17 protein-coding genes are annotated in these 19,776 nt (G+C 71.7%); 7 read left to right on the forward strand and 10 right to left on the reverse strand.

The features are described 5' to 3' along the window. Positions 1-56 precede the first annotated feature (56 nt). A complete protein-coding gene (locus tag ACFY1E_RS02355; RefSeq protein ID WP_389070412.1) occupies positions 57-1,532 on the forward strand; it encodes an alpha/beta hydrolase in 1,476 nt (491 codons plus the stop codon). A 31-nt stretch (positions 1,533-1,563) separates the two neighbouring features. On the opposite strand, the gene ACFY1E_RS02360 is transcribed toward ACFY1E_RS02355, so the two are convergent. Then, positions 1,564-2,688 carry an abortive phage infection protein gene (locus ACFY1E_RS02360; protein ID WP_389070413.1) on the reverse strand — a complete coding sequence of 375 codons (1,125 nt, stop codon included), beginning with the start codon at positions 2,686-2,688 and terminating at the stop codon, positions 1,564-1,566. Positions 2,689-2,860: 172 nt separating this feature from the next. Continuing rightward, positions 2,861-3,289, reverse strand: a complete 429-nt coding sequence (locus ACFY1E_RS02365; RefSeq protein WP_389070416.1) for a protein phosphatase — start codon at positions 3,287-3,289, stop codon at positions 2,861-2,863. A 169-nt stretch (positions 3,290-3,458) separates the two neighbouring features. On the opposite strand from ACFY1E_RS02365, the gene ACFY1E_RS02370 reads away from it, so the two are divergent. Next, positions 3,459-4,394, forward strand: a complete 936-nt coding sequence (locus tag ACFY1E_RS02370; protein ID WP_389070418.1) for a dihydrodipicolinate synthase family protein — start codon at positions 3,459-3,461, stop codon at positions 4,392-4,394. Positions 4,395-4,501: 107 nt separating this feature from the next. On the opposite strand, the gene ACFY1E_RS02375 is transcribed toward ACFY1E_RS02370, so the two are convergent. The 6 genes from ACFY1E_RS02375 to leuA all read right to left on the reverse strand — a co-directional run bounded on the left by ACFY1E_RS02375 (position 4,502) and on the right by leuA (position 12,449). Further along, positions 4,502-5,689, reverse strand: a complete 1,188-nt coding sequence (locus tag ACFY1E_RS02375) for an exo-alpha-sialidase (RefSeq protein ID WP_389070421.1) — start codon at positions 5,687-5,689, stop codon at positions 4,502-4,504. Between the two features lie 2 nt (positions 5,690-5,691). Further along, a complete protein-coding gene (locus ACFY1E_RS02380) occupies positions 5,692-6,354 on the reverse strand; it encodes a response regulator (RefSeq protein WP_389070424.1) in 663 nt (220 codons plus the stop codon). Then, entirely contained in the window at positions 6,351-7,595 is a 1,245-nt protein-coding gene (locus ACFY1E_RS02385) for a histidine kinase (protein WP_389070426.1), read from the reverse strand. The genes ACFY1E_RS02380 and ACFY1E_RS02385 overlap by 4 nt, the downstream gene beginning before the upstream one ends. Before the next feature lie 10 nt (positions 7,596-7,605). Then, entirely contained in the window at positions 7,606-9,687 is a 2,082-nt protein-coding gene (locus ACFY1E_RS02390) for an MMPL family transporter (protein ID WP_389070429.1), read from the reverse strand. Positions 9,688-9,846: 159 nt separating this feature from the next. Further along, the gene (locus tag ACFY1E_RS02395; RefSeq protein ID WP_389070432.1) at positions 9,847-10,542 is read right to left on the reverse strand and encodes a TerB family tellurite resistance protein; all 696 of its coding nucleotides are present in this window, start codon (positions 10,540-10,542) and stop codon (positions 9,847-9,849) included. A 185-nt stretch (positions 10,543-10,727) separates the two neighbouring features. Next, positions 10,728-12,449 carry a 2-isopropylmalate synthase gene (leuA, locus tag ACFY1E_RS02400; protein WP_389070434.1) on the reverse strand — a complete coding sequence of 574 codons (1,722 nt, stop codon included), beginning with the start codon at positions 12,447-12,449 and terminating at the stop codon, positions 10,728-10,730. 320 nt (positions 12,450-12,769) lie between these two features. Here leuA and ACFY1E_RS02405 point away from each other — a divergent pair, with 320 nt between their 5' ends. From ACFY1E_RS02405 to ACFY1E_RS02420, 4 genes are read left to right on the forward strand one after another with little or no spacing between them, the layout of a single operon-like run. Next, positions 12,770-13,837 (forward strand): M4 family metallopeptidase, encoded by a 1,068-nt coding sequence (locus ACFY1E_RS02405; RefSeq protein WP_389070436.1) that lies wholly within the window; start codon positions 12,770-12,772, stop codon positions 13,835-13,837. A gap of 21 nt (positions 13,838-13,858) precedes the next feature. Further along, entirely contained in the window at positions 13,859-14,125 is a 267-nt protein-coding gene (locus ACFY1E_RS02410) for a protealysin inhibitor emfourin (protein ID WP_389070439.1), read from the forward strand. A 58-nt stretch (positions 14,126-14,183) separates the two neighbouring features. After that, a complete protein-coding gene (locus ACFY1E_RS02415; RefSeq protein ID WP_389070441.1) occupies positions 14,184-15,497 on the forward strand; it encodes a GH1 family beta-glucosidase in 1,314 nt (437 codons plus the stop codon). Then, a complete protein-coding gene (locus ACFY1E_RS02420) occupies positions 15,494-16,747 on the forward strand; it encodes an MFS transporter (protein WP_389070444.1) in 1,254 nt (417 codons plus the stop codon). Before ACFY1E_RS02415 ends, ACFY1E_RS02420 begins: the two co-directional genes overlap by 4 nt. Positions 16,748-16,772: 25 nt before the next feature. Here the strand turns inward: ACFY1E_RS02420 and ACFY1E_RS02425 are convergent, their stop codons facing one another. Continuing rightward, a complete protein-coding gene (locus ACFY1E_RS02425) occupies positions 16,773-17,627 on the reverse strand; it encodes an NAD-dependent epimerase/dehydratase family protein (RefSeq protein ID WP_389070446.1) in 855 nt (284 codons plus the stop codon). Between the two features lie 119 nt (positions 17,628-17,746). On the opposite strand from ACFY1E_RS02425, the gene ACFY1E_RS02430 reads away from it, so the two are divergent. After that, complete coding sequence (locus tag ACFY1E_RS02430; protein WP_389070449.1) at positions 17,747-18,646, forward strand: helix-turn-helix transcriptional regulator; 900 nt, start codon at positions 17,747-17,749, stop codon at positions 18,644-18,646. Between the two features lie 92 nt (positions 18,647-18,738). On the opposite strand, the gene era is transcribed toward ACFY1E_RS02430, so the two are convergent. After that, positions 18,739-19,704, reverse strand: a complete 966-nt coding sequence (gene era / locus ACFY1E_RS02435; protein ID WP_351470793.1) for a GTPase Era — start codon at positions 19,702-19,704, stop codon at positions 18,739-18,741. Positions 19,705-19,776: the final 72 nt, after the last annotated feature.

Here is a 19,776-nt window from a genome sequence, read left to right on the forward strand (position 1 = left end):
CGACAAGGCAGTTGACCGGATGGGATGCGCAGGCGGCATCCGGGAGTCTCGTGTCCATGAAGGAGATCACGAAAAGCGCGGCCCTGATCGCCGCCGCCTCCGGCATCGTCTTCGGTGCCGTCACGCCCCTCACCGCGTCCGCCGCCGAGGAACCGCTGAAGTGGGCCAGGTGCGCGGGCAGCGGCCTCGACCCCCGTCAGCAGTGCGCGACCCTCGAAGTCCCCATGGACTACGCCCACCCCGACGGCCGCACGATCGACATCGCCGTCTCGCGCATCCCCGCCGAGAAACCGTCCGCCCGCCGGGGCGCCCTGCTGCTGATCGCCGGCGGGCCGGGCGGCACCGGTCTGGACGACCCCTCGCGGAAGGGGCAGAAGCTGCCGCAGTCCGTCCGGGACGCCTACGACCTGATCGGGTTCGCACCGCGCGGCAACGCGCCTTCCACAGCCGTCAGTTGTGGCCTCGATCATGCCGATCTCGCCCTGTCGAAGCTGCGCCCGTGGCCCGCCCCGGACGGGTCCGTCACCGAGAACATGCGCACCGCCCGCCGGGTGGCCGCCGCCTGCGCGACCAACGGTGGCGAGCTGATGCGCCACATCACCACCAGGGACAACGCCCGCGACATCGACCGCATCCGCGCCGCGCTCGGCGAGCGCAGGCTGTCCGCGTGGGGCGTCTCGTACGGCACGTATGTGGGCGCCGCCTACAGCGAGATGTTCCCGCAGCGCACCGACCGAATCGTGCTGGACAGCAACGACAACCCCGATCCGGTACGGGCGGAGCGGGCCTGGGTCGCCGCGTACGAGGTGGGCGTCGAGGACAACTTCCCCGAGTTCGCCAAGTGGGCCTCCACGCCCGGCAACCCGTACCGCCTGGCCGGCACCGCCGCCGAGATCCGTCCGCTCTTCCTCCGCCTCGCCGCCCGCCTGGACCGCGAGCCGCTCCCCTGGCCGGGTGCCAACCCGGAGGAGCTGAACGGCAACGTGCTGCGCCAGACGATGCTGGACGGCCTCACCGACCCCGACGACTACCCCGCCCTGGCCAAGCTGATCGCGGCCGCCCTGAAGGGCACCGTGCCGCCCGCACCGGCGGCCCCGCCGGACGCGGCCATGCAGAACGTCGTCGCGGTGAGCGCCGCCACCATCTGCAACGACGCCGCCTGGCCGCGCGATGCCGCCACCTACCGGAAGGACGTCGCCGAAAGCCGCGCCAAGTACCCGCTGACCGCGGGCATGCCGAGGAACGCGCTGGTGTGCGCCGCCTGGCCGTGGCAGCCGAAGGAGCCTCCGGTACGGATCACCGACCGGGGCCCGTCCAACGTCCTGCTCGTCCAGAACGAGCGCGACCTCGCGACCCCGCTGAGCGGCGCCCTGAAGCTCCGCGAGGCCCTCGGCCGCCGCGCCGTCATGGTCACCAACGACGCCACCGGCCACGAGGCCTACCTCGCCAACGGCACCGGGTGCGGCGACGCGACGGTCTCCCGCTTCCTGGCGACAGGCGAGCGGCCGCGGCAGGACGTCCACTGCCGCTGAACACGCTCCCGTCGGCGCGCGGCCGGTCCGTCTACGGTGCCGGGCGTACGCAGGCCCGCCCGTACTGGCGCGCCAGTGCGTGGAACGCCTCCTTCGGCTCCCAGTGCCAGGGCGAACGGGGGTCGTCGGGGCGGTCCTTGATGGTCTTCGTGATGCTGTAGCTCGCCATGTCGAGGTCGTAGCGCGGGTTGTCGGTGCGGTGCGGGGCGTCCGGGGTGACGAACTCGAAGGCCATCGCCGCGTACAGGCTCATCGACTCGAAGACGTCCAGCAGACCGGTCAGACAGGCGGCTTGGGTGTGTTCGCTGCGGACCAGGTGGCCCTTGATCTCCTGCGGGTCCTTGTCCTGGTCGACGACGTCCCAGCCCATGCCGCCCGCCTCCGGGGCGCCGACGTAGGTGCAGGTCCCGAACTCGGTGATGGCGAGGGGTTTGCCCCACCGCAGGTACTTCCGCAACTCCCGTACGTAAGCCGAGCGTTGGTGGAAGTACGAGTAGTAGTCGATGCCCACGACGTCGAAGAGACGCCAGTCCACCTTGTCGTCCTGAGCGGCGGCATAGCTCAGCTCGCCGCGGAAGACGGACCGGCCCACCGCCGCCGCCCTCGCCGTGAAGCGGTCCAGGCGGCGCTGCATCTTCACGGGGTCGAAGTTGCCCTTCAGCATGGTCTGCACGCGCTCCAGGACCGTCTCCCCCGGCACGATCCCGGGCACCAGCAGCCAGAACTCGCAGCCCACGCTGAGGTCGACGCTCGCGCCCTGCCGCCGCAGCCGCTCCGCGAACCGACCGCACTCGGCCAGGTGCTCGAGGGTGTCGCGCTGCGGGGCGTCCGCGAGGGTCGGCTGGAGCCATATGTGCAGCCCCCGTTCGGCGGCCTCGGCGGCGGTGGCGGTGAGGCGTTCGACGCCGTCGCCGGTGACGTCGACGGCGTCGGCGTGCAGCCGGTCGCGGATGACGCGGACGTCCCGGCGCATCCGGGCCGCACTCCACGCGGTCCCCGGCGTCTCGCCCTCGCCCACGGTGTAGACGACACCGCGGTGCCGCAGCCCGCGGCCGGTCGCTGCGGCCGGGCCGGCCGGCAGCACCGCCGCCGACAGGCCGAGGGCCGCCGCCCCCGCCAGGAACTGCGCCCGATTGATCCCCTTCGTCTTCTCCATGCCCCTCACTGTGGCGAGGACGCGCCCTCACCGCCGTCCGCCGATGGTCTACGGCCGGGCAACCAAGGGATGACGTACGGCGTGGGGCAGTGAAGAGATCGCCGTTCCGTACCGACGGAAGGAGACCGAGATCTCAGGCCGCCGCACGCTGCCGTGCAGGTGACCCAACGGTTCAGAACCTCCGCACATACCGCCTCTGCCACGGCGTCTCCACCGCGTGCCGGTCGTAGTGGTGCCGTACATAGGCCACCGCCTCCCCTGCCGGTACGCCGTCCAGGACCGCCAAGCAGGCCAGGGCCGTGCCCGTTCGGCCGCGGCCGCCCCCGCAGGCGATCTCGACGCGCTCGGTCGCCATCCGCTCCCAGGCGGCGGTCAGTGCGGCGCGGGCGGCCGGGCGGTCGCCGGGGAGGCGGAAGTCGGGCCAGCGGATCCAGGTGAACTCCCAGGGGACGGGCGGGGGTTGTCTGCCGAGGAGGTAGAGGGCGTACGAGGGCGTGGGCGCCCCCGGGGCGAGGGGGCGCCGTAGCCCGCGGCCGCGGACCAGTCGTCCCGACGGCAGTCGCAGCACACCGGGGTCCGCGGGATGCCAGGTGTCCGTCATCGGATCAGGGTACGGGCCTCGATGCCGCGGAAGTGGTGGCGGCGGACCGTCAAAAAGCCGGAGTTTCGGCCGCGTCCTCCGCGGGACACCGCTTCCGCTGTCACCATCCTGGGGAGGAGAACCAGTCGACGCAGGACCCTGTACGCCAGAACCACCCCACGGAGCCCTCATGACCATCCCCACCCCGCTGACCGGTGTCGTCCCGCCCGTCTGCACGCCCCTGACACCGGACCGCGAGGTGGACGTCCCCTCACTGCTCAGGCTGGTCGACCACCTGGTGGCCGGCGGGGTGCACGGGCTGTTCGTGCTGGGGTCGTCGTCGGAGGCGGCGTTTCTGCGGGACGGGCAGCGCAGGCTGGTGGTGGAGTCGGTGGTGGCTCATGTGGCCGGACAGCTGCCCGTCCTCGCCGGGGCGATCGACATGACGACGCCGAGGGTGCTGGATCACGTGGCGGCGGTGACGGCCGCGGGTGCGGATGCGGTGGTGGTGACGGCGCCGTTCTACGCGGGCACGCACCCGGCGGAGATCGCGCGCCACTACCGCCTGGTCGCGGCTGCGTCGCCGGTGCCGGTGGTCGCGTATGACATCCCGGTGGCCGTGCACACGAAGCTGCCGGCGGACGTCGTGCTCGATCTGGCCGCCGAGGGCGTGCTCGCGGGGCTCAAGGACTCGAGCGGTGATCTGGGGGGCTTCCGGGAGGTCGTCGGCGGCGCGCGCAACCGGTCAGACATCCGTGGCTTCAGCGTCCTGACGGGCTCCGAACTGGTCGTCGATGCGGCGCTTGCGATGGGGGCGGACGGGGCGGTGCCCGGTCTCGCCAATGTCGATCCTCAGGGGTACGTCCGTCTGGACGGGCTGTGCCGCTCGGGGGACCGGGAGCGGGCTCGTGCCGAGCAGGAGCGGCTGTGTGCCCTGTTCGGGATGGTGCGGGTGGGTGACCCGGCGCGGATGGGCGGCAGTTCCTCGGCCCTCGGGGCGTTCAAGGCGGCGCTGCACCTTCGGGGTGTGATCGGCTGTCCGGCGACGGCGGAGCCGCAGGTGGCGCTGTCTCCCGACGAGGTGGAGCGGGTCGGCAAGTTCCTGGCCACGGCGGGCCTCCTGTAGGAGGTTTTCGCCCCCGCCGCCCCTTCCCGTCCCGGGGGCCGGCCCCGGACCCCCGCTCCTCAAACGCCGGAGGGGCTGATTTGGCCGAAAGCGGGGGCGAGAAACGGCTATCCCAGGTCGGACACCTGCACCCGGCGGAACTCGATCCTCTCGTAGGGTCCCGAGGACCCCGTCTCGTACAGCAACCCCACCGTGCCCCCATCGACCTGCACCAGGTCGGAGTACGCGGCCCGATACGCCGACACCGTCAGCGCCTTCGTGAACGTCTCCCCGCCGTCCTCACTCCGCCAGACCGCCATCGCCCGCCGAGCGTTCGGCACGGACGGCCCGGAAAACAGCAACGGCGCCTTGCGACCGACGAGTTGGAGCACGCTCCCCTGGACGACCGGAACGTCGTTCAATGTCGGCTGCACCGCGTACGGCCGCTCCAGCGACTCCCCACCGTCACCGGAGTACGCATCGAGCCGGTTGCCGAGACCCCTCCTCTTCTGGTCCCGGGCACTGAAGTACAGCCTCCCGTCAGGGAGTTGTGCAGCCGAGGACTCGTTCGCGTTGGCCACACCGTCGTACGAGGAGTCCACGAAGCCCAGCTGCCAGCTCCGCCCACCGTCGTCGCTGTAGACGGCGTGCGCGCCGTAGTACCTGGCCTCCTGGCCGGTGTCGGGTGAACCGGCGGGCGGGGCCGCGGAGTGGTTGGCGGGGACGACCAGTCGGCCGGTGTGCGGGCCGCGGGTCAGGGCGACCGCGTGGCCGGGCCCGGTCGCGTACCAGCGCCAGCCCGCCGGCTTCACCTCGTCCGTGATGTCCCGCGGCGGCGTGAAGTGCCGCCCGTCGTCCCCGCTGCGCTGGACGAACACCCGCCGGCTCTGCCCCGCCGTGACCTCGCCCCGCATTATCTGCGCCTCGGTGACGGCACCGCTGTTGTAGGAGGTCAGCAGGACGACCGCACCGGTGCGCGGGTCGACGACGGGGGCGGGGTTGCCCCGGGTGTCCCCGTTCCCGGCGGCCACGACCTGCAGCGGGCCCCAGGTGCAGCCCCCGTCGACGGAGCGTCTGAGGACGACGTCGATGTTCCCGGTGTCCCCGGCACCGTTGTGGCGGCCCTCGGCGAAGGCCAGCACCGTGCCGCGGCCGGTCACGACCGTCGCCGGGATGCGGTAGGTGTCGTAGCCGCCCTCGCCCGAGAGGTACGGGACGGAGGACGTGCAGCCGTCGGCCGCGTGGGCCGGGGTGAGGGCCGCGAGCGGGGTGAGGAGCACGGTGGCTGCGAGGAGGGTGCGGCGCAGGGTGGTCACCGTCAGATGGTGCCCGGGGTGACCAGCCCCGACTCGTAGGCCACGACGACCAGCTGCGCGCGGTCCCGCGCCCCCAGCTTCCCCATGATCCGGCTGACATGGGTCTTCGCCGTCAGCGGGCTCAGCCCCAACGCCTCACCGATCTCGGTGTTGTTGAGCCCGCGCGCCAGCAGGGTCAGCACCTCCCGTTCCCGGCCGGAGAGGCATTCCGGGCCGCCGGTCGCGGGCGCCGACGGGCTGCGCAGGAACCGCTCGATCAGCCGTGCCGTCGGGCCCGGTGACAGCAGCGCCTCGCCCGCGGCCACCGTACGGATCGCATCCAGGAGTTCAGCCGGACGGGTGTCCTTCACCAGGAAGCCGGAGGCCCCCGCCCGCAGGGCCTCCACGATGTTCTCGTCGGTGTCGTAGGTGGTGAGGACCAGCACCCGTACGCCCGCCAGGTCCTCGTCGGCGGCGATCAGCCGGGTCGCCTCGATGCCGTCCAGGTCCGGCATGCGGATGTCCATCACCACCAGGTCGGGGCGCTCGCCACGGGCCAGCGCCACCGCCTCCCGGCCGGTGCCCGCCTGCCCGACGACCTCCATGTCCCGCGCCGACTCGACGAGCATGGCGAACGCGGCCCGTACCAGGGTCTGGTCGTCGGCCAGCAGTACGCGGATCGTCATTCCTCGCCCTCCCCCGGGGCCGTCAGCGGCAGTACGGCCGTCACCGCGAAACCGCCCTCCGCCCGCGGCCCGGCGTCGAGTGTGCCACCCACGCTGCGGGCCCGCTCCCGCATGCCGACGAGCCCGAAGCCGGGCGCCGTGCCGGGCGTGGGCCCGGTGCCGTCGTCGGTGACGGACAGGTGCAGGGCGCCCCCGTCGTCGTACAGGTCGACGTGGACGGCCGGTTCGACGCCCGCGTGCCGTACCGCGTTGGTCAGCGCCTCCTGCACGATGCGGTACGCGGCGGCGCCGACGGCGGGCGGGGCCTGGCGTACCCGCACCGTCTGCTCGACGCGCGCGCCCGCGAGCCGTGCCGTCTCCACCAGGTCGGGCAGGCCGTCGAGGCCGGGGAGGGGGCCGCGGCCGTCCGCCGAGTCGTTCTCGCGGAGCACCTCCAGCGTCGTCCGCACCTCTCCCCGCGCCGTCCGGCAGGTCTCGGCGATGTCGTCGAGAGCCTTCGCCACCGTCTCCCGGTCCAGGCGTTCGGGGTCGGCGGCCAGGACGTGCGCGGCCACCGAGGTCTGCACGCCGATCAGGGTGATGGTGTGGGCGAGCAGGTCGTGCAGGTCACGGGCGATGCGCAGGCGTTCCTCGGCGACCCGGCGGCGGGCCTCCTCCTCGCGGGTGCGTTCGGCGCGCTCGGCGCGTTCGACGATCGCCGCCACGTACTGCCGGTAGTAGCGGACGTCGACGCCGCAGAACAGCGTGGCGATCACCCAGCCGGAGATGCGCAGCATCTCGACGGCCTGGTGGGTGCTGACCGTGAGCATCGCGGCCGTGGAGACGGCGAGGACGACGACGCCCGCGAGGACGGTGCGCAGGGGCCGGCCGGTGACGGCGACCGTGTACAGCGCGACGATCGTGGCGGGCGTGGCCGCGAAGTGGTTGTTCTGCAGGGCGTGGTACGGCACGAGCAGCGCCAGCCCCACGGTCAGCACCAGCAGCGGACGGCGCCGCCGCCACACCAGCGGCACATGGGCGGCCAGCAGCAGTGTCCAGCCGAGCGCGTCCGGGCGGCGGCTCTGGTCGGTGGACAGCGCCAGGCACACGGCCACGACGGCGAGCGTGGCGGCGAGGACCGCGTCGTTGCGGGTGCCGTGCGGGGCGGTGCGGGGGTCGCGGTTGACGACCGCCATGATCCGCTCGATCCGTTCGCCCCCGCGCGGGCGTGGCACTGTCGTCGTCTCTGTCACGTGGTTCATCTTCCGTGCTTCAGACCGGCTCCGGCTGCCGCTCGGCCCGCACCGGCTCCGGCGTCCGCGACAGCCGCCCCGGCCACCACACCCGGCGCCCCAGCAGCATGCTCGCCGTCGTCACCAGGTACGTCCGGACGAGGAAGGTGTCCAGCAGCACACCCACCGCGATCACGAACCCGAGCTCGACCAGCGGTACCAGTGGCAGCGTGCCGAGCACGGCGAAGGTCGCGGCGAGTACGACACCCGCGGAGGCGATGACCCCGCCCGTGGTGCGCAGCGCGGTGAGCGCCGCCGCCTCGGGCTCGGCACCGGCGACGGACTCCTCGCGCATGCGGTGCATGAGGAAGATGCCGTAGTCGACGCCGAGGGCCACCAGGAAGACGAAGGACAACAGCCCAAGCCCCGAGTCGGTGCCGGCGAAGCCCAGCACCGGCCCGAACACCAGCCCGCCGATCCCGAGCGCCGCGCCCCACACCGCGACCACCGCGACGAGCAGCATCAGCGGCGCGACCAGGCTCCGCAGCAGGCCTACGAGGATCACGAACACGGCGGCGAGAACCAGCGGCACGACGACCTCGCGGTCCCGGGCCTGACTGTCGGCCAGGTCGAGCTGCTGGGCGCTGGGTCCGCCGACATAGGTGCCGTAGGTGTCGTCGAGCCCGGCGCGCAGCGCCTCGATGGTGCGGGTCTCCCCCTTCGACTCGGGGGCCGCGGTGGCGTAGACGGAGATCTCCGTCCAGCCGGAGCCGGTGCGGCCGGTCGTCGCCTGGGCGACCCCGTCCGTCGTGCGGGCCTTGGCCAGGACGGCATCGGCCTTGGGGGTGGGGGCGATGACGGTGATGGGCTGGCTGCTGTGCCCGGGGTAGGCGCGGGCCAGGGTCCGGGCGGCGGAGATCGACTCGGGCCGCCGGGTGAAGGAGTCCTCCTGCTTGAGGGTGCCGGGGAGGTCGAGGGCGCCCAGCGCGAGCGCGCCGAGGAGCACGGCACCTGTGGCGAGTACGACGACCGGGCGGCGCGTGGCCGAGCTGCCCATCGCCGCGAACAGCGACCGCCGCGCCTTGGGCTCGCTGCCGAAGGCCGGGATCAGCGGCCAGAAGACGCGGCGGCCGAGGAGGACCAGCAGGGCGGGCAGCAGGCTGATCATCGCGACGAGTGCGGCGAGCACGCCCACCATGCCGACCGGGCCCATGCCACGGCTGCTGTTGAGGTCGGCGGCGAGCAGGCACAGCAGTCCGGCCGCGACGGTGCCGGAGGAGGCGAGGACCGCAGGGCCGCAGCCGCGCAGGGCGGCGCGCATGGCGTCGTACGGGCGCTCGTGGCGTCGTAGCTCCTCCCGGTAGCGGGAGATGAGCAGCAACGCGTAGTCGGTGCCCGCGCCGAGCACGAGGACCGTCATCACGCCGCCGCTCTGTCCGGTGACGGTGACGCCGAACGCCTCGTGCAGGCCGTACGCGGCGGCCATCGCCATGCCGGCGGCGACCCCGGCGACGGCGAGCGGCACCAGCCACAGGAAGGGGCTGCGGTAGATGAGGACGAGCAGGGCCGTGACGACGCCGAGGGTGGCGTAGAGCAGGGTGCCGTCGATGGAGCCGAACACCTTGCTCATGTCGGTCTGCAGGCCGCCCGGTCCGCCGACCTCCACGCTGAGCCCCGCGCCGCCGTTCGCGAGCGCGCGCACGCCGTCGACGAAGGCGTCCCGCGCCTTGTCGTCCTGGCCGGGCCGGGTGCTGGAGACCGGGTACATGAGGGTGGTGCCGTCACGGGACGGGACCGCCTTGGGGGTGCCACTGAGCTCGTACTTGCTCCCGATCTCGGCGACCTGTACGCCCGCCTTCTCCCGGTCGGCCGCGGTGAGGCCGCCGTCGCGGTGGTAGACGAGCACCAGGTCGGTGGCCTGTCCGCCCGGCAACCGGTCCTGGATGCGGGCCACTTGGGTGGAGTCGGCGCTGTCGGGCAGGTAGTCCACGGACCGGTTCTGCTGGATGCCGGAGAACTTCCCGGCGAACGGCCCGGCGAGCACGAGCGCCGCCACCCACAGCCCGAGCACCACCCAGGGCACGGCACGCCGTCCCCGTGTTCCTGTCCTTGCGGCCCCCATCGACGGGCCTCCCTCCGGTCGGGATGTCTGGGTCGGTTCCAGACTCCCGGCGGGCGGGGGACGGTTCGTCGGGCGTGAGGGCGAGTTCAGGGGTACTGCCGGGGGTGGTACCGCGGCGCCGTTACTCCCGCGGGAGTAACGGCGGGAGCGGCGTACGGCTCAGGACGGCGTACGCGCCGCCGCCAGCAGCCTCGTCACGTCGTCCGAGCAGATGGTCAGGGCCGCGCCCACCGTGGCCAGGACGTCGCGTTCGGCGGGGGTGTACGGGCCGTCGGCGAGGGCGATGCGGGCGCCCTGCAGCAGGATCGATTCGCGGCCGACCGGGGCGAGGTGCGGGGCCAGCGGATCCAGGGCCTCGTGCAGCTCTATGGCGAGCCCGGCGCCGCAGGACTGACCGTAGGCGCGGCCGGTGTCCGCGGCCAGCGCCTCGACGAGCGCGTTCAGCTGGTCCTCGGTGCAGTCGTCGAAGCCCGCCGCGCGGACCGTGCTCGCGGCGGCCTCCAGGGCCGTACGGGAACAGGTGCCGCCCGCGGCCAGCACCGCGAGCGCGACGGTGTGGACGGCGTCGCGGAGCATCGCCGAGAAGCGGGTGGTGGTGGGGTGGTCGAGGACGTCCGTGCCGAAGTGACGGCGGCAGGCGGCGCATTCGACGACCGGCGCGGTCTCGCCGCGTGGCAGCACGGGCACCCCGAGCAGCATGAAACGGCGGTGGCCGGTCAGCCGCTGGTAGTTGCGGTCACCCCCGCAGCCCGGGCAGAAGAACTCGCCGTCCCCGACGGGTGTCCACGCGGTGCGGGTACCCAGGAGGCGCGCAGGCCTGGCGGCTCGGCCGTTTCGTCCCCGTACTGGCAGCACGTCGCACCTCCTTAACACCGCGGCAACATCGTCGCGGTGCCCGTGATGTTAGCCACATCGGTGAGGCGTAGTCAGCACCCTGGAAGAGACCTTTCCGTGACCTCCACGAACAGATGGCCGATAAGTGACGGGGCCCCGATCGCCGTATACGACGATCGGGGCCCCGAAATGCCCGGTCAGACGGGTCAGCGGGCGGCGCGGTTGACCGCCGAGACAACCGCCTTCAGCGACGCACGAGTCGTGTTCGCATCGATGCCGATTCCCCACAGGACCTTGTCGTCGATCGCGCATTCGATGTAGGAAGCCGCCTGCGCGGAGGCGCCCTCGCTCATCGTGTGCTCCTGGTAGTCCAGCAGCCGGGCGTCCACGCCCACCTTCTGCAGCGCGTCGAAGAAGGCGGAGATCGGGCCGTTGCCGGTACCGGTCAGGACGGTGTCCTGGCCGTCGACGGTCGCCTCGACCCGCAGCGTGTCCACGCCGTCGGTGTCGGTCGTCGACTGGCCGTTCCTGACCTGAATACGGCCCCACGGGTTCTCGGGGTTCGGCAGGTACTCGTCCTGGAACACCGACCAGATGTCGGAGCCGGTGACCTCGCCGCCCTCGGCGTCCGTCTTCGCCTGGATGATCTTCGAGAACTCGATCTGCATCCGGCGCGGCAGGTCCAGCTTGTGGTCGTTCTTCAGGACATAGGCGATACCGCCCTTGCCGGACTGCGAGTTGACGCGGATGACGGCCTCGTAGGAGCGGCCGACGTCCTTCGGGTCGATCGGCAGGTACGGGACGGCCCACTCGATGTCGTCGACGGTGACGCCCTTGGCGGCCGCGTCGGCCTCCATCGCGTCGAAGCCCTTCTTGATGGCGTCCTGGTGGGAGCCGGAGAAGGACGTGTAGACCAGGTCGCCCACGTACGGGTGGCGCGGGTGGACCTCCATCTGGTTGCAGTACTCCCACACGCGACGGATCTCGTCGATGTCGGAGAAGTCGATCTGCGGGTCGACGCCCTGCGAGAACAGGTTCATGCCCAGGGTGACCAGGTCGACGTTGCCGGTGCGCTCGCCCTGTCCGAACAGACAGCCCTCGACGCGGTCGGCGCCGGCCATCAGTGCCAGTTCGGCGGCGGCGACGGCGGTGCCGCGGTCGTTGTGCGGGTGGATCGACAGGCAGACGTGCTCGCGGCGGGACAGGTTGCGGCCCATCCACTCGAAGCGGTCGGCGTGGGTCGACGGGGTCGAACGCTCCACGGTGGCGGGCAGGTTGAGGATGATCTCGCGGCCCGGACCCGGCTGGTAGACGTCCATCACCGCCTCGCAGACCTCCAGCGCGAAGTCCAGCTCGGTGTCGGTGAAGATCTCGGGGCTGTACTGGTAGCCGAACTCGGTCTCCGGGCCCAGCAGCTTCTCGGCGTACTCCATCACCAGGCGCGTGCCGTCGACGGCGATCTGCTTGATGTCGTCCTTGGAGCCGCGGAAGACGACCCGGCGGAAGACGGGCGCCGTGGCGTTGTACAGGTGGACGGTGGCGCGCCTCGCGCCCTTCAGCGACTCGACGGTCCGCTCGATCAGGTCCTCGCGGGCCTGGGTCAGTACGGAGATGGTGACGTCGTCGGGGATGGCGCCGGGCTCTTCGATGATCGACCGTACGAAATCGAAGTCCGTCTGGCCGGAGGCGGGGAAGCCGACCTCGATCTCCTTGTAGCCCATCTTGACCAGCTGGTCGAACATCCGGCGCTTACGCTCGGGCGACATCGGGTCGATCAGGGCCTGGTTGCCGTCACGCAGGTCGGTCGACAGCCAACGGGGGGCCTGGGTGATCCGCTTCTCGGGCCAGGTGCGGTCGGGGATGTCGACCTGCTCGTACTGTCCGTACTTGTGGATCGGCATGGTGCTGGGCTGCTGGCGGTTCGCCATGATGACTCGGGCTCCTCAGGGTGTCCGGAAGGACGGCCGACGACGCAACGCCAAGCTCCGCGGGGAGGGAGTCGACCTGGACTACAGGCCCTCGCCGCGGCAGCTAAGAAGAAGCAGCCCGAAACGCATGATGCACAGCATGCTAGCCGAGCCCCTTCGGATGCGGGGCGCCGTATCAGTATGCGGGACCCGCAAGATAAAAGGGACAAAAAGTGCGCCATACCACTTCGTCACGGAGCGTGCGCTTCCCTGTCCGCATATTTCACCAATCATGGTTGCGGGTAGTGACACGGGCATAACTCAGTGCAAGGGTGCCGGGCATGACGACCAACGGGGGCTTCGAGCCCGTCTTCTGCACCGTCGTACCGCCGCATGTCCTCGACAAGCTGGCCCGGCACGACGACCCCGCACTCTCCGGTCCCGCCCGCCGCACCCTGATGCGCGACAGCGAGCTGCGCGGCCGCCGCCGCGTGACGGCCGAGTTCGGCCTCGCTGCCGCGCCGGCGGCGAAGGCACCGGCGGACCAGCCGCTGCGCACCATCTACGACGCCGGGCACAAGACCCACCTGCCCGGCAAGAAGGTGCGCGCCGAAGGTGCCGCGCCGGTCAAGGACGCCACGGTCAACCGCGCCTACGCGGGCCTCGGTGCCACCTTCGACCTCTACCTCAAGGCCTACCAGCGCCACTCGATCGACGGCGACGGCCTGCCGCTGGACGCCAGCGTCCACTACGACGAGAAGTACAACAACGCCTTCTGGAACGGCGAGCAGATGGTGTTCGGCGACGGCGACGGCGAGATCTTCCTCGACTTCACCATCCCGATCGACGTCATCGGCCACGAGCTGACCCACGGCGTCACCCAGCACACCGCGAACCTCACCTACTACGGCCAGCCGGGCGCCCTGAACGAGTCGATGTCCGACGTCTTCGGCTCGCTCATCAAGCAGTACACGCTCGGCCAGACCGCCGCCGAGGCCGACTGGCTGATCGGCGCCGGGCTGCTCGCCCCGAGCGTCACCGGCAAGGCCCTGCGCTCCATGAAGGAACCGGGCACGGCGTACGACGACGACGTGCTCGGCAAGGACCCGCAGCCCGCGACCATGGACGACTACGTCCGCACCGGCCGCGACAACGGCGGCGTCCACATCAACTCCGGCATCCCCAACCACGCGTTCTACCTGGTCGCCTCCGCACTCGGCGGCCATGCCTGGGAGAAGGCCGGACAGATCTGGTACGACGTCCTGACCGGCGGCGAGCTGTCCTCGCAGGCGCTGTTCAACGACTTCGCGAAGCTCACGGTCGCGGCGGCGAAGGCACGCTTCAACGAGGGCGAGGAGCTCCAGGCCGTACAGAAGGCGTGGGAACAGGTAGGGGTGCGGATCCTCTGACCGCGTACTAGACAGGGACCCATGCGTATTCAGGTGAGGCGTACGGGTGGGTTCGCGGGCATCGAACGCCATGCCGAGGTGGACACCTCGGGCCGGCCCGACGCCCAGGAGTGGCAGGCCCTGGCCGAACGCGCGCTCGCGTCCGGCCGGGGCACGCCTCCGCTCGGGGTGCCGGACGGCTTCAGCTACGAGATCACGGTGGACGGGAAGACGGTGTACGCGGCCGATCCCCGGCTCACGGACGAGCAGCGCGAACTGATCCGCCGGGTACTGAAGGAAGGGGCGTAACCGGCAGTTCATGCCTGGGCGTTGACTTCCGTTACCGCCGGTAAGGATGATCCCGCCCATGGCTTCTGATGCAGGCAACCCGATACCCCGCTTCCCGGCCGGCTTCGTGTGGGGCGTGTCGACCTCGGCCCACCAGATCGAGGGCGCTGCGGACGAGCGCGAGCCGTCCGTGTGGGACGCCTTCACGGCCGAGCCGGGACGGGTCAAGGACGGCTCGACCGCGGCGGTGGCCTGCGACCACTACCACCGCTACCGCGAGGACGTGGCCCTCCTCGCCGACCTCGGCGTGGACGCGTACCGCTTCTCGGTCTCCTGGCCGCGGGTGCGCTCCGCGGGCGGCCTCGACTTCTACGACCGTCTCGTCGACGAGCTGCTGGCCGCGGGCGTACGGCCGGTCCCCACGCTCTTCCACTGGGACCTGCCGGTCGCGCTGGACTGGCTCGAACGGGACACGGCCTCCCGTTTCGCGGAGTACGTGGCCGTCGTCGCCGAGCGGCTGGGCGACCGGGTGAAGAAGTGGATCACCCTCAACGAGCCCGCCGAACACACGCTGCTGGGCCATGCGCTGGGCGCGCACGCACCCGGCAGGCAGCTGCTCTTCGACGCGCTTCCGGTTGCCCACCACCAGCTGCTGGCCCACGGTCTGGCCGTACGGGCCCTGCGCGCGTCCGGCGCCACGGACATCGGGATCGCCAACTCGCACGGGCCGACCTGGCCGGCCTCCGAGGAGAGCGCGGACGTGGAGGCGGCGGGCTTCTACGACCTGCTGCTGAACCGCCTGTTCGCCGACCCGCTGCTGCTCGGCCAGTACCCGGAGGGCATCGGCGAGTTGATGCCGGGCGACGTCGAGTCCGACCTGAAGGTCATCTCGGAACCCCTCGACTGGTACGGCGTCAACTACTACGCGCCGACCCGGGTGGGCGCCCCACAGGGCGAGGACATCGAGTTCGGCGGTCTGACCATCCCGGCCGAACTCCCCTTCTCGGTACGGCAGATCGAGGGCGTGCCGGTGACGGACTTCGGCTGGCCCGTGGTCCCCGAGGGCCTGACGGAACTGCTCACCGGCTTCCGGGAACGCTACGGCGACCGCCTCCCGCCCGTAGTCATCACCGAGAACGGCTGCTCCTACCCGGGCCTCGACGACCAGGACCGGATCGCCTACCTCGACGGTCACCTCCGGGCCCTGCACAAGGCCGTCGAGGCGGGCGTGGACGTGCGCGGGTACTTCGTGTGGTCGCTGCTGGACAACTTCGAGTGGGCGGAGGGGTACGAACGCCGGTTCGGCCTGGTGCACGTCGACTTCGAGACGCAGCAGCGGACGCCGAAGTCCTCGTACGGCTGGTTCCGGGATGTGCTGCGGGCGCAGAGATGACCGCCACCCGGCCCGCGGAGGCACTCGCCGAGCCCGTCGAACGGGTCGGCCGCGGCTGGACGTCCGCCCTCTCGCTGGCCAACGGGGCGATCTGGGTGGGCTGGTACGGCCCCCTGCAGATCCTGCTGGCCTCCCAGGCGAAGGACTTTGCGCCGGGCTCCGGCATGTCCAAGGAGACGATGCTGGCGTGGGTGACGGGGGCCGGGGCGGTGGTGTCCCTGGTCGCCAACCCGCTCTTCGGCGCCCTCTCGGACCGCACGACGTCCCGCCGGGGCCGCCGTACGCCGTGGATCGTGGCCGGGGCGGCGGGCGGCGGGCTGTCGTTGCTGCTGCTCGCGGGCGCGGGCGGGGTGTGGACCATGGCGGCCGGCTGGTGTCTGGTGCAGCTGACGCTGAACGCGGCGTTCGCGGCGGTGACGGCCGCGGTGCCGGACCGGGTGCCGCGGCTCCAGCGGGGCTCGGTGGGCGGCTGGCTGGGGGCCGCGCAGATCCTCGGCGTGGTCGGCGGGACGGGGCTCGCGACGGTGGCCGGGGGCGTCGGGGCCGGGTATGCGGCCTGCGCGGTGTTCACGGTGGTGGGGGTGGTGCCGTACGTCCTCGGCTACGAGGACCTGCGGCTGGCGGCGGCGGACCGGCCGGAGTGGTCGTGGCGGTCCTTCGCCGCCGGGTTCTGGCTGAGTCCGGGCCGGTATCCGGACCTGGGCTGGGCCTGGCTGACCCGCTTCCTGATCAACCTCAGCAACGCTCTCGTGCTGCTGTACCTGCTCTACTACCTGCGGGACGGCCTCCACTACGGCGACCCCGACCAGGGCGTGCTGATCCTGACGGCCGTGAACGGGGTGACGCTGCTCGCCACGGTCGTGGTGGGCGGGGTCTGGTCGGACCGGGTGGGGCGGCGCAAGCCGTTCGTGATCTGGTCGGGTGTGCTGATGGCGGTGGCGACGGCGGCGCTGGCGGGCTGGCAGACCTGGCCGGGCGCGCTCGTCGCGGCGGCGGTGCTCGGGGTCGGCTTCGGCGTCTTCACCTCGGTCGACTTCGCGCTGATGACGGACGTGCTCCCGAAGGCGCTGGACCGCGGCAAGGACCTCGGCGTGATCAACGTGGCCAATGCCCTGCCGCAGGTCGCGGCGCCCGCCCTCGCCGCGCCGATCGTGACGTATCTCGGCGGCTACCGGGTGCTGTACCTGGTGTCGGCGGTGATCGGGCTGGCGGGGGCGGTGCTGGTGGGGCGGATCAGAGGCGTGGACTGAGGCGCCTACGGCGATCCGGGGCGCTTCACAGGGCTCCGGCTTCCCTGGCCGCGTAGACGCTGGGGTACAGCGGGCGGTAGCCGAGTTCCCGGCGGATCCGCTCGGTCGAGGTGATCGCGAGCCAGGGGTCGGGGTCGGTGCGGGTGCAGAGCTCGGCGGGGACCTCGACGCCGTTGAGCTGGTGCAGTTCGACCGCCGTGACGGGGGTGTCGTCGGCGATGTTGTAGATCCGGCCGGCGATGCCCGGAGCGTGCAGGATGCGCAGCAGTCCCTGGGCGACGTCCGCGTGGTGGCCCATCTGCAGCCGCTGGGTCGCCGCCCAGTGCCGGGCCCACATCAGGGACTGGGCGAGGTGCGGATCGCCCTCGCCGTAGACGAAGGGGAGCCTGCCGATGCGTACGTCCATGCCGTCCAGCGCAAGCAGTGCCCGCTCCGCCTCGGCCTTGGACTCCGGGTAGGCGCCCCACATCGCCCCGCCGGGCCGGCTCTCGTCCTCCTCGGTCAGCGGACGCCCCCGCCCGGTGCCGTACACCAGCCCCGTGCTGACCTGCACGAACCGCTGCACCCCGGCGGCGAGCGCGGCGCGGCCCAGCTCCACGGCCGCGTCCCGGTTGACGGCCCGGGCCTCCTCGTCGGGCACCCCGCGGAAGGCAGCCGCGACGTTCACGACGGCGTCGACCCCGGCCACGGCCTTGGCGAGCGCCTCGGTGTCCCGCAGATCCCCGACCACGACCTCGGCGCCCAGCTCGGCGAACCGCTCGCCGCGCGCCGCGTCCCGCACGAGGACCCGCACCCGCTCGTCGCCCCGGCTCTGGGCGATCAGCCTGGGCACGAACCGCCGTCCGACCTGTCCCGTCGTACCGGTCACCAATGTCAGCATGTTCTGCTCCTCTCTTCGCGACCCAGCCTTCAACGGGGTTGTCGCCGCCGGGAGAGACCTCCCGATCGGGGGATCGGCAGTCCCTGGATAAGCCGGGCGGACTCCCGCACGCTGGAGAGGTGAACCGAGCCGAACTCGCCGACTTCCTGCGCCGCGGCCGCGCCCGCCTCGACCCGTCCGACGTGGGGCTCACGCCCGGCGCCCGCCGCCGCACACAGGGCCTGCGCCGCGAGGAGGTGGCGCAGCTGGCCGGCATGTCGGTCGACTACTACACCCGCCTGGAACAGTCCCGGGGGCCGCGCCCGTCCCGCCAGATGCTGACGGCGCTGGCGCGTGCCCTGCGCCTGACGGACGACGAACGGGACCACCTGTTCCATCTGACGGGCGAGGAGCCGCCGCGGCGCGGGGGCGCGTCCGCCCACGTACGGCCGGGCCTGCTGCTGGTGCTGGACCGGCTGCACGACACCCCGGCGATGGTGGGGACCGACTGCGGTGAGGTTCTCGCGCAGAACGCGATGTCGAAGGCGTTGAGCGGGGACGCGTCCGCCCGTCCGCTCCGGGACCGCAACATGCTGCGGCGCTTCTTCCTGGACCCGGCGGCCCGGGAGTTGTTCCCTCCCGAGGACGTGGCGGAGCACGCGCGTGCCCATGTGGCGAATCTGCGGGCGGTGGCGGCGGCGCGTCCCGACGATCCGGAGCCGGCTGCGTTGGTGGCCGAACTGCGTTCGTCGAGTGAGGAGTTCGGGCGGCTGTGGGAGGCCCACGAGGTGGCGGTGCGCCGGCAGTCGACGAAGCGCTTCCGGCATCCCGTGGTCGGGCTGCTGGAGCTGGACTGCGAGGTTCTCCTCAACGAGGACGCCCACCACATGCTCATCGTCCACACGGCCCGCCCGGGCACGGAGTCGTACGAACGCCTGCAGTTGCTACGGGTGGTGGGCCTACAGACCTTGGATCCGCCCCCGCCGCCCCTTCCCGTCCCGTACCTGGGGGCTCCGCCCCCAGACCCCCGATCGGCCTGAACGGCCTCGTCCTCAAACGCCGGACGGGCTGAAAAATCAGCCCGTCCGGCGTTTGAGGAGCGGGGGTCCGGGGGCTGGCCCCCGGAAAAGACTCAGAAGCCCAGCTTGCGCAGCTGTCGCGGATCCCGCTGCCAGTCCTTGGCGACCTTCACATGGAGGTCCAGGAACACCGGCGTACCGAGCAGCGCCTCGATCTGCTTACGGCTCTTGATGCCGACCTGCTTCAGACGCGCACCCTTCGGCCCGATGATGATCCCCTTCTGGCTCGGCCGCTCGATGTACACGAACGCATGGATGTCGAGCAGCGGCTTGTCCGCGGGCCGGCCCTCACGCGGAAGCATCTCCTCCACCACCACCGCGATGGAGTGCGGCAGCTCGTCCCGCACACCCTCCAGCGCCGCCTCCCGGATCAGCTCCGCGATCATGACCTGCTCTGGCTCGTCGGTGAGATCGCCCTCGGGATACAGGGCGGGCCCCTCCGGAAGGAGCGGAACGATCAGATCGGCCAGCAGGTCCACCTGCTTGTCACCGACCGCCGACACCGGCACGATCTCCGCCCACTCGAAGCCCAGCTCCTTGCCGAGCTGGTCGATCGCGATGAGCTGCTCGGCGAGCGTCTTGCTGTCCACCAGGTCGGTCTTGGTGACGATCGCGATCTTCGGCGTCTTCTTGATCGACGCCAGCTCCTTCGCGATGAAACGGTCACCGGGCCCGAGCTTCTCGTTCGCCGGCAGACAGAAGCCGATCACGTCGACCTCGGCCCAGGTCGTGCGTACGACGTCGTTGAGCCGCTCACCCAGCAGGGTCCGCGGCTTGTGCAGGCCAGGGGTGTCGACCAGGATCAGCTGGGCGTCCTCCCGGTGCACGATCCCCCGGACCGTGTGACGCGTCGTCTGCGGCTGGTTCGCGGTGATGGCCACCTTCTGGCCGACCAGAGCGTTCGTGAGAGTGGACTTGCCCGCGTTGGGGCGGCCCACGAAGCAGGCGAAGCCGGCGCGGTGGGGTGCCGACGACGCCGACGGCTCGGATGACTGACTACGAACGCTCATGGCGCCCATTCTCCCTGATCCACAGAGCCCCGCCGTACAGCCGAGCGATCACCGGGCGATCGCTGTCCGCCCTGTGAGATT

The sequence above is a fragment of the Streptomyces sp. NPDC001604 genome (assembly GCF_042893475.1).
In the GTDB taxonomy this organism is placed as follows: Bacteria; Actinomycetota; Actinomycetes; order Streptomycetales; family Streptomycetaceae; genus Streptomyces.

Excerpts from the sequence above, each read along its gene's own strand:
- ACFY1E_RS02355 (WP_389070412.1), top strand. The coding sequence starts at position 57 with ATGAAGGAGATCACGAAAAGCGCGGCCCTGATCGCCGCCGCCTCCGGC.
- ACFY1E_RS02360 (WP_389070413.1), bottom strand. The coding sequence starts at position 2,688 with ATGGAGAAGACGAAGGGGATCAATCGGGCGCAGTTCCTGGCGGGGGCG.
- ACFY1E_RS02365 (WP_389070416.1), bottom strand. The coding sequence starts at position 3,289 with ATGACGGACACCTGGCATCCCGCGGACCCCGGTGTGCTGCGACTGCCG.
- ACFY1E_RS02370 (WP_389070418.1), top strand. The coding sequence starts at position 3,459 with ATGACCATCCCCACCCCGCTGACCGGTGTCGTCCCGCCCGTCTGCACG.
- ACFY1E_RS02380 (WP_389070424.1), bottom strand. The coding sequence starts at position 6,354 with ATGACGATCCGCGTACTGCTGGCCGACGACCAGACCCTGGTACGGGCC.
- ACFY1E_RS02385 (WP_389070426.1), bottom strand. The coding sequence starts at position 7,595 with ATGAACCACGTGACAGAGACGACGACAGTGCCACGCCCGCGCGGGGGC.
- ACFY1E_RS02390 (WP_389070429.1), bottom strand. The coding sequence starts at position 9,687 with ATGGGGGCCGCAAGGACAGGAACACGGGGACGGCGTGCCGTGCCCTGG.
- leuA (WP_389070434.1), bottom strand. The coding sequence starts at position 12,449 with ATGGCGAACCGCCAGCAGCCCAGCACCATGCCGATCCACAAGTACGGA.
- ACFY1E_RS02405 (WP_389070436.1), top strand. The coding sequence starts at position 12,770 with ATGACGACCAACGGGGGCTTCGAGCCCGTCTTCTGCACCGTCGTACCG.
- ACFY1E_RS02410 (WP_389070439.1), top strand. The coding sequence starts at position 13,859 with ATGCGTATTCAGGTGAGGCGTACGGGTGGGTTCGCGGGCATCGAACGC.
- ACFY1E_RS02415 (WP_389070441.1), top strand. The coding sequence starts at position 14,184 with ATGGCTTCTGATGCAGGCAACCCGATACCCCGCTTCCCGGCCGGCTTC.
- ACFY1E_RS02420 (WP_389070444.1), top strand. The coding sequence starts at position 15,494 with ATGACCGCCACCCGGCCCGCGGAGGCACTCGCCGAGCCCGTCGAACGG.
- ACFY1E_RS02425 (WP_389070446.1), bottom strand. The coding sequence starts at position 17,627 with ATGCTGACATTGGTGACCGGTACGACGGGACAGGTCGGACGGCGGTTC.
- era (WP_351470793.1), bottom strand. The coding sequence starts at position 19,704 with ATGGGCGCCATGAGCGTTCGTAGTCAGTCATCCGAGCCGTCGGCGTCG.